This is a genomic window from Idiomarina loihiensis L2TR (assembly GCF_000008465.1).
Taxonomy (GTDB): Bacteria; Pseudomonadota; Gammaproteobacteria; order Enterobacterales; family Alteromonadaceae; genus Idiomarina; species Idiomarina loihiensis.
The window spans coordinates 2,192,429-2,207,789 of sequence record NC_006512.1 but is presented as its reverse complement, the minus strand read 5'-3'; the positions used below and the strand labels follow the sequence as shown (position 1 = coordinate 2,207,789).

Sequence of the window (15,361 nt, the reverse complement as noted above, 5' to 3'; positions counted from 1 at the left end):
GCATACGCCATTAATTTCGAGCTGGAGGGAGGCGGTATATCCATCCTCATGGCTATCTTGTTTTTATCAACTATTTGGTCAGCTATTTTGCTGCCGCTATTTTTCGCGTTCAAATTTTTTGTGCAAGGTTCTGGTTGTGAGAAAAATACATAACAAGCCGGTCTCATCCATTCCACAATCAAAAGAAGAGTTGGAACTTGCTATCAACTCAATATTTGACAAGCTTATGGCAGATTATCGGACAATACCTGTCGAATTGACACGAGAACGTAATGTTGAGGGAAACATAAAAGGCACGCAAGTAAGCGTCTGTGACACGGTTGCTTACCTTATTGGTTGGGGTAAGTTGGTATTGAAATGGCATAGGTTGAAGGCTCAAGGGCTGCCAGTTGAATTTCCAGAATCAGGTTTTAAATGGAATCAGTTGGGTTTGCTTGCAGAGCATTTCCATGAACAATATGCTGATTGGAAATATGAAGCCCTGCTAAAGGAGCTTGAATCGACAGTTAATGAACTGCTTTCACTGATTTCAAGCTTAAGTAACTATGATCTCTACGAAACTACTTGGTACGATAAATGGACGTTGGGCCGCATGATTCAGTTCAATACATCATCACCAATGAAAAACATGCGTAGTAAGGTTAGGCGGTTTAAGAAAAATAAAGGGTTACTGTGAAGTCTCACATAACCATGCTGTGGGCGTTATATTTCACCAGGAGTCAGCGTTAATGGGTAATTGGGATGGGGCAATATTCCGCAGTATTGGGTGGGTTCTACTTCTCGGAGTGGGCTACTCTTTTTATGAAATTGGTATTCCAGTTTTTATGTATCCAATACAAGATTTCCTGGCATTATTTGGGTGGGTTGCTTCAGTTTACCTTGCTTTATCTGTTGTGGGTTGGCTTACTATTGGTCTCCCGTTTCATTGGGCAATATGTAAGTGGTCAAAGCCAAAATACCTATACTATTTGTTGCCCGGCGCATTGATAGTATTCGCTATAGCAACATTTGGTGGCTTAGAGACGGGTATCGTTTTCGGTGTGGCAGCTACGCTTCAGGCTCTAATATTTAGGTTCTATGTATTTAAATCAAAAAAATATAACAATAGACTGGAATGAATAGCAAAATAGCTCGCGCCAACAAAGCGATAGAAGAATCGGGAGTTCTGATCAAACTCGACGCATATTCGCCGGAAGTTGTTAGTACGATATTTGTTTCTCTGGATACGAAGGAAAGCGACATCGATATCGTTTGTACGTACCAGGAGCAGGAAGCGTTTATCGAGGCATTTGAGTCGGCATATTCCGGCTATGAAGCATACAGCATGCGCCCACGCAAAGATCACGCTTTAGGTCGTTTTCACTGTAACCAATTTTTAATTGAAGTCTATGCGTCAGAAACGCCAGTGGAGTTGCAGACTGCATATCGCCATTATCAGGTGATGAAACGCCTTGTAAAAATCGGGGACAATGAGTTTATCGACAGAATACGGCAGCTTAAAGAAAGCGGTCTCAAAACAGAACCTGCTATTTGTCGGGTTATGGGAATTTCTGGAGACCCCTACGCTGCCGTTCTTGAACTGGAGAACTGGTCCGAAAAGGAGCTTACGAAGTTGCTTAATTTCGCTCAGGCATCTCTTTAGCAGAGCGCTGGTTTTTCCTACAGATACCTTGCTTGCTTCCAAGCCCTATTGTACTCTTTGATGTACATTAAAAAGTACTGAGGTGATTTCCATGTCAAGGGTTAGAGTAGATGAAGATATCCGCCCTCTGTCTGAATTTCGTGCAGGGGTAGCCACATTCGTAAAGCAGCTCCATGAAACCCGTCGTCCTATAGTGCTGACACAAAGAGGTCGAGGCGTTGCAGTACTGGTGGATGTTCACGAATATGAGAAGATGCAACAACGTCTGGAAATACTAGAAGAGGTGTACAAGGCGGAAGAACAGATTGCTTCCGGGAACGGTATTTCGCATGAAGATGCGAAGGCTCGGGTTTTGAGTAGGCTTGCTCAATGAAGATTATCTGATCCCCGCTTGCGCTGGATCGTATCGGGTTATTTACAGCATCAAAGATCAGGTTGATATTCTGACTGTGCGTCGCAGTAGTCAGCTATTGCGGATGTCCGAGCTTGGTGAGGAGTAAGTGGGATGAAAACCGATGATATTGGCTCTAACTCCGATTACGCGGAAGAAGCGTTTACCTTTGAACAAACTGGCGAGTTATCCGGTAACGTTGTACTTGAGTTTGGCGCGCCCTGGTGTGGACATTGTCAGGCGGCAAATCCCGCGATAAAAGAAGCAATAACTGAACGTGCAGGGCTACGTCATATTAAAATATACGACGGCAAAGGCAAACCGCTGGGGCGCGCGTTCAAGGTAAAGCTTTGGCCGACTCTGATACTCTTGCACAATGGCAATGAAGTGGCTCGTCTAGTGAGGCCATTACGTTCTGACGAGGTTCGCGAATTCATTTCGGAAGTCGATTAGAATCTGCTAACAAGTGAAGGCATCGGACGCTGTAAACTGAGCCGCTGTTTAAAGAGCATTACATGTATATAGGATAAAAAGTGGGCTGGATACATTTTCTTGAAGCATATTTCTCAGTCACTTATGTTGGGATGGCGGTGGGTGTATTGTATTCAATTTACACAGCCTATTTTAGCGCGAATTCTCGGACAGGAAGCCTTCTATTAAAAGCAAAGCCACCGCTGTCCGTAGTTTACGAATGCATTTTGAACGCCTTTCGATTCGGGTTCTACACCTTATTAGGGCTCGTGGCCCTGGGCTTTATTGTCAGCATAGTCTTTTCCTTGTGGGCAATAGTAAAAGAGATAAGCATTTAGCAAACATGGCATCAAATGACATGAATTATGATTAGAACGGAAAGACTGATACTTCGGCAATGGGATGACGAAGATCTCCTGCTCTTTTCGCAGATGTGTAGCGATAAGGACGTGATGGAGTTTTTTCCGAAGCTTCTGACAGCGGAAGAAAGTTTTAGTGGAGCGAGACGAATTCAGTCTCTCATTGCTGATCGAGGTTGGGGCTTCTGGGCTGTAGAGCTTCCTGAACAGAGTCAATTTATCGGATTTGTCGGGCTGCACACCCCCAAAGAAAATATGCCGTTCTCACCATGTGTTGAAGTTGGCTGGCGCCTGGCGAAACCATATTGGGGAAAGGGTTATGCGACTGAAGCTGCTAAAGCGTCACTGCACTATGCTTTTACTCACTTGGGTTTAGAAGAGGTGGTCTCTTTTACAACAGCGCAAAACATACGTTCTCAAGCCGTCATGAAAAAAATTGGAATGTCCTATGCCTGTAATTTTAAGCACCCAGACTTAGAACCTTCTCACCCGCTTTGTGAGCACGTTTTGTATAAGATAAACAGAGAGCAGTGGGAGCAACACTCCTTATAATTTAGCCTGTACGGTGACGTTTATTTTCGTCTCCACTTCGCCGATGCGTTTTTAAAAGTAGCAGTAAGGAGGATAATAAATTGGAAGTCATTAGAAGTAAGCAATTCACAGCAGATAAGGCATGGGGTGCAAAAGATATTGCCAACATGAACGGCGTTACCACTCGGTTGCACTGGACAGATCAACCTTATAAGTGGCACGTAAATGACGGCGAAGAGGTTTTCGCTGTAATGGATGGCACTGTAGAAATGCTGTACAAAGAAAATAACGAAGTGAAATCTGCGACACTAAACGCCGGGGACATTTTCTTTGCTTCAATTGGTACCGAGCATGTTGCTCACCCCAAAGGCTCGGCTCGAATTCTGGTGGTAGAACGTGAAGGCAGCGTATAACCAAGCGTTTACTAAGTATGCCGGGGCGCTATACATTTAATGAAACCCAAATATTGGAGTAACAATACTACTACTGTTTTCGTATGGAACACTTCAGCAAAAAGAAGAAGGCATAATAAGCGCTAACATTGCAAGACTCCCATTTTGAATATATGATTCGTATACAAATCATATATTCAGGGGCTGCTATGGGAATTGTCAAAATTGATGACGAACTGCATGGGGAAATTCGCAAGGCGAGTGCAGTTATGGTTCGCTCTATTAATGCTCAGGCCGAGTATTGGATAAAAGTAGGTATGCTTGCTGAGGCGAACCCCAACATGTCTTTTTCGGATATCATGCGCGACCAAATGAAGTTGGCCGACGTAGACATAAGGAAGGCTGTTGGTGGCTAGTGTAAAGCTGAAAAGTACTGACGAATTAAATGTCATGCGTGAGTCAGGCCGTCTTCTTGCAATGGTTTTTGACCATCACTGGCACTGTTAAACTTCGAAGAGACATAAATTTGGATTCCTTAACTAACCAACAATTGCAGGCGGGTATTGCAGAACTTGACCATGCGATTTATCTCCATGATCAGTGGTACAAAAATTTGCTGCGTGTATTGGTTTCTCGGGTATCACCCGAGCAATCAGATTTGATGCCAGATGCACATCTAAAATGCGCTTTCGGGAAATGGTATGAAGACCACTCTGAAAGTTTTTTTATTGAAAGTCAGCAGCTTAAATCACTTTTTGAAGCACATAAAAAAGTACATAGTGGTGCGCGACATTTATTTCAGCGGATTTCGAATGGTTTAGTTATTCCTGTTGATGACTGGGACAATTTCGAAAGTGGTCGAGAAAGAATGCGGCGAGAAATTTGGGCGGCACGACATGAGTTTGCTGAAACCCTTAAAAATAGAGACTCACTGACCGAAGCTCAAACCCGAACCGGCCTGCTTGCAGACCTTCGAAAACAGCACTCTCTTGTTCTTAGGGGAAAGCAAACGTATGCACTGGCTATGTTGGATTTTGATCATTTCAAGAGGATCAACGATTCATACGGCCATGCTGCTGGTGATACGGTGCTAGCCTCAACCGTACAATGCGTAAAGTCCCACCTTCGGCCATACGACAGAATTTATAGATATGGCGGTGAGGAGTTTATTATCTGCATGCCCAGCACAACCCTAGAGCAAGCCGGTGAGATGATGGAGCGACTGCGCTTGGCTATCTCAGAACAGCATTTTGAATTTGGTGATATTCAGGTGACGGCATCCTTTGGGGTCACAGTTCTGAGGGAATCTCAAACCGTTAAAGAGTCAATAAACTGTGCTGATAAAGCGATGTATGAAGCAAAGAGCGCCGGCCGAGATCGTGTGGTGCTCGATGTTTAACATCGCTGTCATGACTTAATCAGGCATTACTATAATTCATTGGCAAAGCGTTCTACAGCGTTGACCACCTGCTTAGCTCCTTCCCGAATCTCGACAATGACGGCTCCCGACTGGTTGGCTAATTCCAGGCCTTGTTCTGCCTCCTCTCGGGTACTGGACATTTGACGCATCACCTCATCAGAGAGAGTTTGGTTTTTCTCGACTACTCTTACAATCTCTTCTGTGGCTTTACTGGTGCGGGCAGCCAGATTCCGAACCTCGTCGGCAACCACGGCAAACCCGCGCCCTTGTTCACCGGCTCTGGCGGCCTCAATAGCGGCGTTTAGTGCCAGCAGGTTTGTCTGCTCTGCGATGCCACCGATGGTTTGTACTATGGCGTTTATCTGCAGGGACTGTTTACCCAGCGCTTCAATGCTTTCGCTCGTCCCTTGCATTTGTCTGGCTATCTGCTGCATGGTTTCGACCGTCTTCTGAACCACAGCGGAGCCTTTTTGAGCGCTTACATCAGTTTGTTGTGAAACGTCGTAGGCGACGCTTGCACCTTCTCTTACCTGAGCTTCCCGTTCCACTTGGTCGGTGACCACGCTGGCAAATTTCACAACCTTAGATAAGTTGTCCTCGGCGTCGTACACCGGGTTATAAGTTGCTTCAAGCCAGACTTCTTGACCTCGGCTGTCGACTCGCTTGAAGCGGTCCGCTACGTACTCACCGTTGTTTAGTTTTTTCCAGAAGGCGGCGTATTCGGGCGACTGAACCTCTTCTGGTGTACAGAATATACGGTGGTGTTTGCCTGCAATTTGTTCGAGCCGATAGCCCATGGCCTGCTGAAACTGTTCGTTTGCGGTAATTACGGTGCCATCAAGGTTGAACTGAATAACCGCAGTGGAGAGGATCAGTGCATCAATGAATGCTTCACTCTCTTTTTTGCCTTCAATTGTTTTGGTTACATCGCGGCCATATCCCTGCACATGGGATAGTTTGCCGTCCGGGTTCTGTATCGGAAGCCAACTGATACGAAGCCAGGCAAGGGAGTCATCAGCGCGCAAGTAGCGGTAGTCATCGCTTATTGGTGCGAGCTTTGCAACGGCCTGATTAAAGTCTCGAAAACAAGCTAGTTTCGGGACGTAAGCTGGTACAATCTCTGACATGGGTCGCCCTAACAGCTGTTCGCGCTGGTAGCCTAGAACATCGGCAAAGCTTTGGTTTACGGCAGATATGCAGAAGTCGGAGTTCAGTGTGATGGACAGCATGCCACGATCCATCTGGCTAGCCAGTTGGCGGAGCATTGCTAATTCTTTACGCTGATCTTCGAGTTCATTTTTGAGGCGGCGATTAAACATCTGGATATTCCAGTCAACAATAATCCATCTTTATCGGCAGGTCTAACCAGCTCTTGAGCTTACGGGCAAGAAAACGCATGAGTATGTAGCCTTTATTGTAAAAGATGTTGCTACTGCGCAGATGACTGCGTACTTTAAAATATTTGAAAATCGGCTACACGGTGTCGAGACCTTATTATGAAACGACTGACAATTTTGACAGCTCTGGCCTCTTTATTGCTCGCTGGTTGCGGGCATTACAACTATGCCGTAAAGCGGGATGGGTCACCTGTTCCCTATAAAAATAAGTATGCTGACAATGATGACAACCCGTACGAGTTTTACAGCACTCTTTATAAAGTAAACGCAGACAGTCGGTTTAGCGATTTGGTCGAGATTACGCATTTGAACGATGTGTACAATAGTCATCAAGGAACGCCAGAGTCGACCCGGAGAAAGTCATTTTTAAGCTTCAACTTGAGTGATGAGTCCGGCGTAGAGCTTATACCCGAGTCGGTGGTTCTGGAGCACTATTCTGAATCGGGTGAACGCATCATACCGTCAAAGGTTGAGTCCACTGTATCTAAATGCGCGGGTAAGGTGGGTTGCCGGGAGTCTGTTGTTATGCACTACGAAAAAGGTATGCCTGAAAAGCTCCTGGAAAAAGTCAGTTTTAAGCTCATTGTTAATGGAAAAGAAAAAACCGTTTCTTATACGCTTCCACTGGAGTACAAATATCAATATTCGTTTTGGGACGTTATGATGGGAGTTTAAGCAACAGCTTAACCTCAAGCCCTCTCGGTTGATTACGTAAGTTAATGCTACCTCCGTGGGCTTCAACAATATCGCGACACAGTGTTAAGCCAATACCTGAGCCTCTGACTTTAGTGCTGTAAAAGGGGATAAGCGCGTGTTCAAGTTGCTGTTCGCTCATACCGCTACCGCCATCTTGTAAAGTAATTTCCAGTTGCTGGCTGTGTTCGATGATTTGAAGGCGGATATGCTCTGGTTGTGAACCGCTTTCATGGGCATTTTTTAGCAAGTTCAACAGTACCTGATGCAGCTGGCCGGGGTCTGCTTGCCAGAGGCGTTTCGGCAAATCGCCAACCAGTTCGAAATCGTATAAGTTCTGCAATTGATTGATTAATCGGGGCCAGTTAACCGTAGTCATTTGTGGTGGTGGCAGTTTGGCAAAGTGGATATATGCCTGCACAAACTGGTTGATATCGGCGGCGCGTGCACTGATGGTTTCAAACAGGCCGGCCAGTTCCGTCTGCTGTAATTGCTGGGCTCGCTGCTGACCTGAGTAGGCTAATGATGATAAAGGTGCCAACGAATTATTCAACTCGTGACCTATTACCCGTAGTAACTTCTTCCAGGCCGTCAACTCTTCTCGTTGTATCTCGCGAGTTAGGGGTTTAAGTAGATATAACCAGTGCTGGTTTTGATTGAGATTAAATTGATTAACCGATAGATGCCACACACTGTGGTCTGGTAAACGCAGTAAACCTTGTAGCTTTCTCTCTATTGCATCAGCCAGAACTGAAACCTGTGCTGCGGCGTCAGTCAGTTTGCTGCCATTAATTGCGTTGCCTGCGCTCAATAGCTGGCGTGCCGCCGGATTGCTCATAACGACGGTGTCACTGGCATCTGTTAATAGTAAAGCCAGCGGACTATTTTGTAATACCGTATCCAGTAACAATTCTCGCTGGTACAAACTCGCGCGTTCAGCCCGTAACTGGGACGACATGTTTTGTAAGCTCTCGGCAAGGCTACTAAGCTCGCGTATTTTTAATTGATTGGCGCTGGTATTAAAGCTGCCGTCCTGTAGGTTCTGAGCGTGCAGGTTGAGAGCTTGTATTTCTGTCATCAAAGGCCTTAGCATCCATCGCAGCAATCCTGCGAATAACAACCCTGCGACACAAATGGCACCGCTGATGAGCGGCGCATAGCCCCAATAAGCAAACTGAACGACTAACGCCAGTAAGGTTAGTAATATGCACACCAGAATGAGTCGATGACTCGTACCTAATCTAAATTGAGAAGGTCTTAATTTAAGGCGTTTCAATACCGTAAAACTCCATGCGTCGATACAGTGCCTGACGGCTTATACCGAGTTGTTTAGCTGCGCGTGAAATGACGCCACCAGCTTGCAGTAAGGCCTGGTCGATAGCGCTTCGGTCAATATCATCCAATGCGCGTTTACCGGCACTTGATGTATCGGGAAGTCCTAAGTTGGCGCTGTTAATAGTGCTGTTGTTACTTAGCAAAAGCGCCCGTTGGCAGGCATTCTGCAGTTCCCGCACGTTGCCCGGCCAGTGGTAGCTTAACAAGAGTTGCTCGGCATCGTGGGAGAGGTTTTTCTCGCCGCCGAGAAAGTAACGTGCCAGTGGCAGAATGTCGTCCGGGCGTTCGGCTAATGCGGGGAGGGCAAGTTGCACCACATTAACCCGATAGTATAAGTCCTGACGAAACTCTCCCTGCGCAATAGCGGTAGTTAAATCGGTATTGGTAGCACTAATTAGGCGGACATCAACGCGGCGAGTGACGCTGGAGCCTAGGCGTTCATATTCACCGGTTTGCAGTACCCGCAGTAGCTTGGCCTGGCCGGATAATGACAAATTACCAATCTCGTCCAGGAATAGACTGCCACCATCGGCGGCTTCAAAACGTCCAATACGAGTTTTGTTCGCACCACTATAGGCACCGGCCTCCGCACCAAAGAGTTCAGCTTCCATTAAGTCGGCAGGCAGAGCCCCCATGTTGACCTTAACAAACGGCTTGTCTTTACGTGGCGAGTTAGCGTGCAACACGTTGGCAATGCCTTCTTTACCGGCTCCATTGGGGCCGGTTATAAGCACTGCTGCATTAGCCGGGGCGAGCTGCAATGTCATTTGCACTAATTGCTGCATCTTATTGCTGGCGAAGACTAGCCCACAGAGATCTTTGTCGGCAAAAGCTGCCTGTCGCTCTTCGTCTCTACGCGCTTGTTGCTCGCTTAGCTGCTTTAACTTGAGCGCATTGGCCACAGTGAGCAATAAACGCTGATCGTCCCAGGGTTTGGCAATGTAGTCGGTGGCTCCAGCTTTCACCAACTCGACTACCATATCCAACTGAGTCCAGGCCGTCATCAACACAATAGGCAAGCCAGGATATTGCTGGCGCAATTGGTAGAACAAGGCTTTTCCTTGATCCCCCTGCATTTCACCCACGGAAAAATTCATGTCCTGCAGAATCAAATCGATAGGTTGTTCACCTAACACCTGCCACGCCTGTTCAGGCGTTGTTGCGCAGCACACTTGGTAGCCCTGCAGAGAAAACAGCGTCTGCAGAGCCTGGCAAATGGATGAACTGTCATCAATAACCAATATATTAAGCATTGTTATAAAGCTTTGGTAGCAGTGGCGGGAGACACCCGGGTAGCAATGGTTGCAGGATACCATATGGCCAGGGTGACAGAGAATAACAAAATAGCGCCGGTCAACAACGGCAGCCACCAGTTGAGTGATGGCAAGCTGATAACCTGTGATAAACCATGGTTGAGAAGCAGCGCGCAACCGATGCCAAGCAGTGTACCGATTAAGGTACATAACCAACCTTCACTTAATAGCTCAATAAAAATCAGCCGCTTACTGGCACCCAAAGCGCGCTTGATGCCAATTTCCTGCTGGCGTTTTAATACCTGAAAGTGGGTACTGCTGTAGCTCGAAATCATGGTGACGACTAGCATTAAAGCACTGAGAATAGTGAGCAGAGTAGCCAGGCCATATTCATTGCGATAGAGCTGTTGCTGCTGCTCGGCAAGGCTCCGAATATGGAAAATTTCGATGTTGGGTTCGACCTGCTGTAATACGGTGGTTAATTGTTGGCGAACAGCTGAGGTTTGACCGGGCGATGTTCTCAGCAACAATGTGTACCCCCAGTCTACGCTGAAGGGACGGGTAACCTGAATGCTGTTATACATTACGTTCTCACCATTACGTTGACCATAAAAATCACTTATTACCGCACTTACCGAACCGCGGTTAAGCTGGCGGCCCACAGCTGACTGCTCTGGAAACAGATGTTCAGCGAGACTTTGAGTGAGGACCACGCTGGGGAAACTCTCTTTAGTAAAAAGGCTGGACTGCTGTGGAAGTCTACCCTGCAACACATCGACGCCCAGAACCTTAAAATAGTCGGCTGAGACGAAGTAGATTGGCACACTTGAGGTGTTGCTTCGCTCTTCGTCATCGACATTATAGACGTTGCCATTATTTCCTCCCTGGAGCAGCATGCCCTGATTGCTATAGGCTGCTGCGACAACACCGGGAATATTCCGCAGTGCATTGAGCTGACGTTCCAGCAGATCTTCTAATAGCGGGTACGCCCGAAGTTGCGGTGTGGTAGGTTTTATTTGTACCAACAGGGTCTCTTCCAAATCGAGGCCGGTTGGCTGATTCAGTTGTTGGTGCGTTTGCTGTGCCAGCAGCACACTGTTGAGTAAGAGTGCCAGAGTAATAGCCAGCTGTAACAGCAATAAAATGGTAACCACTTTACGGGTCAGCAATACTTTGAAAAGTAGTGGTAATGACATGGTGTTTATTCCTTTAACTGCTGATTCAATGAACCAAACGAGGCACGAATTGACGGGTACAGAGTGACTAGGTAACTACAGAAAAACGCAGTCAACATTAGCCCTGCCATTAAGGTAAGGTTCCAGTCAGAGAACAGGCTATTGCGGGGTAGTAGCGTATTCATTAATGAAACGCCTGCGTAGCCAATAATTAATGCGCCGGTAATGGAAAGGAATGTCATCAAAAGCACATCAGCAAGCATTTGCAACTGTAACTGGCTACGGCTGGCCCCCAACGCCCGGCGCAGGCTAAATTCATATTGATTACTCAAATAACGGTTGAGCGCTAAATGACTGGCATTAAACAAACACACCACCAGGAACAGCAAAGTGACCAGAGCAAAGGCTTTGATATCGCCGGGGTCGTCCCCAAAGTAGTCGACAATATTACGCATGGGTACAAGCTGATTATTGATCGGAGCCGGGTGGCGACCCGCTGCTTTTTCGTCTTCGGCCAGGCTTTGCATAAATTGTTTGTAAGCTTGCTGTTGTTCTTCAGTATCCAGTTGCACCCAGTATTGCAACTGGTGCAAGGCACCTGTTCGACCTTCCGTGGCTAATTGACGATAGTCTGTATCGTCAAAGGTTTGTGAGTTGGTTCTAGACAGATAATTTAGGTCGTAACCCGTTTCCAGAGGGAGAAAAATGTCTTCGCCAGCACTTAAATGATTACGTCCATTCGCATCATATAGGCGCGGTAACATCTGCCAGTCATCCAGAACCCCGATGACACTGACATTGCGGTCATCCAGCAGTATTGATTCGCCCACCACGTCGGTACGACCGAGTAGTTTTAATGCCATGGCGCGGGTAAGCAAAACTTCATTGTGGGCTTCATCGTCGGCCCACATCGAACCGTGTAATAGCGGCACCTCAAACATTTTGAAGAAGTCACGTTGGGTAATACGTATAGAAACTGGGGTTGGTGGCTGGTCAACGCTTAACCGGGCGTAACCATCGCTGCTATACATAGCCGCCTGAGCGGAAGGTATATCACTTGCTGACAGTTTCTGGACATTGCTGTAACTAAGCACTCGGGGAGGGCGACAGTTATTGCAGTCGTTTGGTGTTATCAATGTCATGGGAAAAAACAGCTTGTCGCTTTTGTGCGGCAATGGGTCAGAGTTCAACTGGTAATAGAAAGTGGCATTAGCGAAAAATACGCCCAGGCCGACACTCAGAATAAAAACGGTTAAGGCGTAAGGTAGTGGTGCTCGCTTAATGCTGAGTAGACTCACTTTAAGGTAATAAATAAACTGTTCCATAGTCTTTCCTTTAAGCGCTGTGAGCTGCCAGTGGCTCGTACAGCGTGCTGTCATGCAGTTGGCCATCGACAATTTGAATATTGCGGGCAGCACGGCGAGCCTGATCCGGATCGTGGGTAACCATTAAAATGGTACAGCCTTGCTGATTAATTTTTTCTAACAGTTCCATAACCTGACGAGCCATTAACGAGTCGAGGTTACCGGTGGGCTCATCGGCAAGCAGAATGCGGGGTTGACCGGCAATTGCGCGAGCGATGGCGACACGCTGCTGCTGACCACCGGACAACTGAGCAGGCAGATAGTCACGTCGTGCGTGGAGGCCGACGAGCTCTAATGCTTGTTCGATACGCTGTTTGCGTTCCGCTGCTTTTAAGCCACGATAACGTAAAGGCAGCTCGATGTTGTCGTAGATACTGAAGTCTTTAATTAAGTTAAAACTTTGAAAGATAAAACCAATTTTTTCGTTGCGTAACTGTGACAGCGCTGAGTCCGACAAGCCTTTTACGGATTGCCCATCAAGTAAGTAGTCACCGCTATCAAAGCCCTCAAGGGTGCCTAGAATATTCAACAGCGTTGACTTGCCTGAACCGGAAGGGCCGGTGAGAGCGACAAATTCGCCCTCGTTGACCTGCAAATTCACCTCGCGCAACGCATGGGTTTCAATGAGCTCAGTGCGGAAGATCTTGCTTAAATTTGTTAGCGTTATCATTGGTTGTTCCTTGTGTTAAGTCATAAAATTTGTCGTGTTATTAATTTAGATTGACCCTGTCCTGGCCTTTAAACTCACTCAGATTTGAAATCACCCATTGCTCGCCTTCGGTGCCACCCTCAAGTATTTCTACCCACTGCACCGACAGTGCTCCGAGTTGTACCGGTTTACGCACGGCCTGATCATCGATAACCTGGTAGGCTTCTCGACCACCTCCTGAGCTGACAAAATCACCGCGGGCAATCATCAGTACATCTTCCTTATGTTCCAGAACCACGCGGGCGGTCACGCGCTGGCTTTGGCGTAACTGGCTGCTGTCCGCTTCGCTGAAGCGCACCCGGGCGCTAACTTGGTTGTCACGTACTTCCGGCGCTATGTAACTGATGGCTCCGCGCAACTGCTGTCGACCTAATTGCACTTCCACTGCTTGCCCGGCTAGCAAATCGCGTGCGTAGCTTTCCGGGATCGAGAGTTCTGCTTCATACTGGCTTAAATCAATTACGGTCAACAGCGCTTGTCCCGGTAGTACGTGGCTTTGTTGCTCAACCAGCCAGTTACCCAGCTGACCCGTGACAGGAGCGGTAATATTGAGAGCCCTCACTTTGCGTTGTAGCTCGTCGACTACCAGTTGCTGGCGGTGAATTGACTGGACGCGGGAACTCTGTTCAAAGCTCAGCTTATCGCGAGCCAGTTCGACTTTGCGTTTGGCATGCTCGAATTCAAGCTCGGAGGTTGCCAGGTTGTCTTCAGCAATGTTGAAATCCAGTTGTCGGATAACACCGAATTCAATGGCTTGGTGGGCTCGTTGCAGCTCACGCTGTGCAGCCAACAAGTTGACCTGAGCTGTATTCATGACCTGTTCAGTATCTAATTGCTGCTCGCGTGCGGCCAACTCAGCGCGCTCGGCTTCGCTTTGCATTCCGGCGAGCACGGCTTCTTGCTGCTGTAAATCATTCTGTAGCGCCGGGCTGGTGATAGTCGCGAGTAAATCGCCCTGTTTTACAGCTTCACCGGGCTGTTTAAACAGCTGCACCTGACCGATTTCTTGGCTGTACAGCGTAGGAGCGTTGGCAGCCACAATTTTACCTTGCACTGAAATGTCGCGTACTAAATCGCCACGTTGTACGGTGGCGAATTGCATCTGGTTACGCGGTAAAGTCAAACTGGCGCTTTGTCCAAACGACTGAAAAATAGCCACTGCCAACACAAGCAGAAGACTGACAGCGGCGACGCTAGGGAGAAATCGGCGTAGCGTGCTTTTCGCTGGACGCTGAATAATATGGTCTTGTTGGCTGGTTCCTTCAATCATGCGTTGTTATCCTGGCGATGCGATATGTTTAAGTCTTATATCTCCATTGCATTTTCGGTGCCAGAATTTAACCTTTTGATTTTAAAGGATTTAGTTATTTTTTGAGTTTTTAATCAAGTGTCCGCGGACAGTCACACTGTCCGTTATGATCTCGCGGACAATGGTCTGCTGTTTTGTATTCTTAATCAGCTTGGCTTTTTGCCATGCAAACGCGCTTTAACTTGATCTTTTGTATTGCGCTCATCGAATGTAGGTATTTGAGCGTTTACGCGAGTCAACGCTGGATATAGCAGCGAGCCTGTTAGGCATTTATCATGCGATCGTAAGATCAAGCTTCTGAACCTTATCTAAACTTAAGTTTTTTCCAGCATGCCATAAATCGTATGCATCCTGCATCGCTAGCCAACTCTCCGGACTTCTGCCCAAAGCTTTGGATAAACGCAACGCCATTTCAGGGCTTATACCACTTTGGCATTTCAAAACTCTGTTTAAAGTGGATGGAGAAACATTTAACTTTGTAGCTAAATACCGGCAACTCAAGCCAAAAGGCTGCATATAAGTTGCTAGAATAAATTCGCCTGGGTGGGCTGGGTTAAACATAATAGACATCAGTGATAATCCTCGTAATTAAGTAGATATACATGACCATCACGAAACTCGAAGGTTAAACGCCAGTTGCCACTAACCGCTATCGACCAAATATTTTTTCGACTACCTTTTAACGGGTGCAGTTTGTATCCCGGAATGTCGAGATCTGAAACTTTCATAGCTGTATTTAATGCCACTAACTGCATACGTAACCTTGCTGCATGGTTCGCTTGAATTCCACGAGTACTTCCAATTTCGAAGTAAAGCCTCAGTCCTTTGTGCTTGAAAGTTTTGATCATGAGCTCTTAGTGTAGCGTGTTGCGCAACGTTGTCAATTCGTGGTTTCTTTGTATTTTTTGCATACGCACCGT

General features: G+C 47.0%; 19 protein-coding genes. 10 read left to right on the top strand and 9 right to left on the bottom strand.

Going from position 1 to position 15,361, the window contains the following annotated elements; genetic code table 11:
* Positions 1-136 precede the first annotated feature (136 nt).
* The 9 genes from IL_RS10645 (at position 137) to IL_RS10600 (ending at position 5,185) form a co-directional block, all read left to right on the top strand.
* Positions 137-676, top strand: a complete 540-nt coding sequence (locus tag IL_RS10645) for a ClbS/DfsB family four-helix bundle protein (RefSeq protein WP_011235300.1) — start codon at positions 137-139, stop codon at positions 674-676.
* 52 nt (positions 677-728) lie between these two features.
* On the top strand, positions 729-1,118 hold the full coding sequence (locus IL_RS13565) for a hypothetical protein (protein ID WP_016341389.1): 390 nt from the start codon (positions 729-731) through the stop codon (positions 1,116-1,118).
* The gene (locus IL_RS10635; RefSeq protein ID WP_011235299.1) at positions 1,115-1,642 is read left to right on the top strand and encodes a DUF4269 domain-containing protein; all 528 of its coding nucleotides are present in this window, start codon (positions 1,115-1,117) and stop codon (positions 1,640-1,642) included. Before IL_RS13565 ends, IL_RS10635 begins: the two co-directional genes overlap by 4 nt.
* A gap of 91 nt (positions 1,643-1,733) precedes the next feature.
* Positions 1,734-2,015 (top strand): type II toxin-antitoxin system Phd/YefM family antitoxin, encoded by a 282-nt coding sequence (locus IL_RS10630; protein ID WP_011235298.1) that lies wholly within the window; start codon positions 1,734-1,736, stop codon positions 2,013-2,015.
* 132 nt (positions 2,016-2,147) lie between these two features.
* The gene (locus IL_RS10625; RefSeq protein WP_011235297.1) at positions 2,148-2,486 is read left to right on the top strand and encodes a thioredoxin family protein; all 339 of its coding nucleotides are present in this window, start codon (positions 2,148-2,150) and stop codon (positions 2,484-2,486) included.
* A gap of 383 nt (positions 2,487-2,869) precedes the next feature.
* Positions 2,870-3,415, top strand: a complete 546-nt coding sequence (locus IL_RS10615; RefSeq protein ID WP_011235296.1) for a GNAT family N-acetyltransferase — start codon at positions 2,870-2,872, stop codon at positions 3,413-3,415.
* Between the two features lie 80 nt (positions 3,416-3,495).
* A complete protein-coding gene (locus tag IL_RS10610) occupies positions 3,496-3,807 on the top strand; it encodes a cupin domain-containing protein (protein ID WP_011235295.1) in 312 nt (103 codons plus the stop codon).
* A gap of 188 nt (positions 3,808-3,995) precedes the next feature.
* The gene (locus IL_RS10605) at positions 3,996-4,202 is read left to right on the top strand and encodes a ParD-like family protein (protein WP_011235294.1); all 207 of its coding nucleotides are present in this window, start codon (positions 3,996-3,998) and stop codon (positions 4,200-4,202) included.
* A gap of 56 nt (positions 4,203-4,258) precedes the next feature.
* On the top strand, positions 4,259-5,185 hold the full coding sequence (locus IL_RS10600; protein ID WP_231378589.1) for a diguanylate cyclase: 927 nt from the start codon (positions 4,259-4,261) through the stop codon (positions 5,183-5,185).
* A 29-nt stretch (positions 5,186-5,214) separates the two neighbouring features.
* On the opposite strand, the gene IL_RS10595 is transcribed toward IL_RS10600, so the two are convergent.
* Entirely contained in the window at positions 5,215-6,525 is a 1,311-nt protein-coding gene (locus IL_RS10595) for a methyl-accepting chemotaxis protein (protein ID WP_011235292.1), read from the bottom strand.
* A 177-nt stretch (positions 6,526-6,702) separates the two neighbouring features.
* On the opposite strand from IL_RS10595, the gene IL_RS10590 reads away from it, so the two are divergent.
* Complete coding sequence (locus tag IL_RS10590; RefSeq protein ID WP_011235291.1) at positions 6,703-7,278, top strand: hypothetical protein; 576 nt, start codon at positions 6,703-6,705, stop codon at positions 7,276-7,278.
* Here the strand turns inward: IL_RS10590 and IL_RS10585 are convergent.
* The 8 genes from IL_RS10585 to IL_RS10550 form a co-directional block, all read right to left on the bottom strand.
* Positions 7,262-8,509 carry a sensor histidine kinase gene (locus IL_RS10585; RefSeq protein WP_231378588.1) on the bottom strand — a complete coding sequence of 416 codons (1,248 nt, stop codon included), beginning with the start codon at positions 8,507-8,509 and terminating at the stop codon, positions 7,262-7,264. The genes IL_RS10590 and IL_RS10585 overlap by 17 nt on opposite strands.
* A gap of 49 nt (positions 8,510-8,558) precedes the next feature.
* Positions 8,559-9,884 carry a sigma-54-dependent transcriptional regulator gene (locus IL_RS10580; protein ID WP_011235289.1) on the bottom strand — a complete coding sequence of 442 codons (1,326 nt, stop codon included), beginning with the start codon at positions 9,882-9,884 and terminating at the stop codon, positions 8,559-8,561.
* Between the two features lie 2 nt (positions 9,885-9,886).
* Entirely contained in the window at positions 9,887-11,080 is a 1,194-nt protein-coding gene (locus IL_RS10575; protein ID WP_011235288.1) for an ABC transporter permease, read from the bottom strand.
* 5 nt (positions 11,081-11,085) lie between these two features.
* Entirely contained in the window at positions 11,086-12,384 is a 1,299-nt protein-coding gene (locus IL_RS10570; protein ID WP_011235287.1) for an ABC transporter permease, read from the bottom strand.
* 10 nt (positions 12,385-12,394) lie between these two features.
* Positions 12,395-13,093 (bottom strand): ABC transporter ATP-binding protein, encoded by a 699-nt coding sequence (locus IL_RS10565; protein ID WP_011235286.1) that lies wholly within the window; start codon positions 13,091-13,093, stop codon positions 12,395-12,397.
* A gap of 40 nt (positions 13,094-13,133) precedes the next feature.
* Positions 13,134-14,402 (bottom strand): efflux RND transporter periplasmic adaptor subunit, encoded by a 1,269-nt coding sequence (locus IL_RS10560; protein WP_011235285.1) that lies wholly within the window; start codon positions 14,400-14,402, stop codon positions 13,134-13,136.
* Between the two features lie 312 nt (positions 14,403-14,714).
* Complete coding sequence (locus IL_RS10555) at positions 14,715-15,011, bottom strand: HigA family addiction module antitoxin (RefSeq protein WP_011235284.1); 297 nt, start codon at positions 15,009-15,011, stop codon at positions 14,715-14,717.
* Positions 15,011-15,289, bottom strand: coding sequence for a type II toxin-antitoxin system RelE/ParE family toxin (locus tag IL_RS10550; protein WP_011235283.1), 279 nt, complete (start codon positions 15,287-15,289; stop codon positions 15,011-15,013). The genes IL_RS10555 and IL_RS10550 overlap by 1 nt, the downstream gene beginning before the upstream one ends.
* Positions 15,290-15,361 lie beyond the last annotated feature (72 nt).